Raw genomic sequence first — 734 nt, forward strand, 5'->3', positions numbered from 1 at the left:
AACAGCGAGGGGCGGTAGCGTGCCCGGAAGACATAAAGAGAGAAACTCATGGAAAATCCAGCCGTCCTGTTACGCCGTCTTAATCCTTACTGCGCCCGCGCCATGGAAGGGGCTGCCTCGCTGTGTCAGACCCGTGCACATGCGGAAATCCTGCCCGAGCACTGGCTGCTGAAGCTGCTGGAGCAGGGCGAAGGCGATCTGACGGTGCTGGCGCGCCGCTACGAATGGGACATGGATGCGCTGTGGCAGGATTTACTGGGTTGGCTGGATAAATTACCGCGCTCGGTGCGCACCCGCCCACAGCTTTCCGACGGCATTCAGACGCTGATGCAGGGGGCCTGGATGCTGGCCTCGCTCGCCGGAGAAGAGCAGATCCGCGGCGTTCATCTGCTGATGGCGCTGGTCGATAAGCCGAAACTGGCCCGCTGCGACGGCCTGTGGCCGCTGCTGACGCTGGGCCAGAGCCAGCTTGAGCGCCTGCGTCCCCTTCTGGACGCGCAGTCTGACGAACGTCCTGATATTCAGCAGGAAGCCGGGCTGGCGCAGAGCGACGGCAGCGTGGAGAGGATAGGGCATGCAGACGGAGCAGAGATAAAAGAAGGGGAGCTGAATCCTGCGCTCCAGAACGCGCTGGATAAATTCACTCTCGATGTCACCGCCAAAGCGCGTGAAGGCAACATCGATCCGGTCTTTGGCCGTGACACCGAAATTCGCCAGATGGTGGATATTCTCTC

Annotated in this window: 1 protein-coding gene; it reads left to right on the forward strand. The window is 61.2% G+C overall.

Features of this window, described 5'->3' with window-relative positions; genetic code table 11:
* Nucleotides 1-48 precede the first annotated feature (48 nt).
* Nucleotides 49-734, forward strand: a 686-nt coding sequence (locus tag HYQ67_RS24520) for a Clp protease N-terminal domain-containing protein (protein ID WP_272929799.1), incomplete at its 3' end; no start/stop codon positions are given.

Origin of the sequence: Dryocola clanedunensis subsp. sulfonylureivorans, assembly GCF_016756775.1 — a bacterium.
In the GTDB taxonomy this organism is placed as follows: domain Bacteria; phylum Pseudomonadota; class Gammaproteobacteria; order Enterobacterales; family Enterobacteriaceae; genus Dryocola; species Dryocola clanedunensis.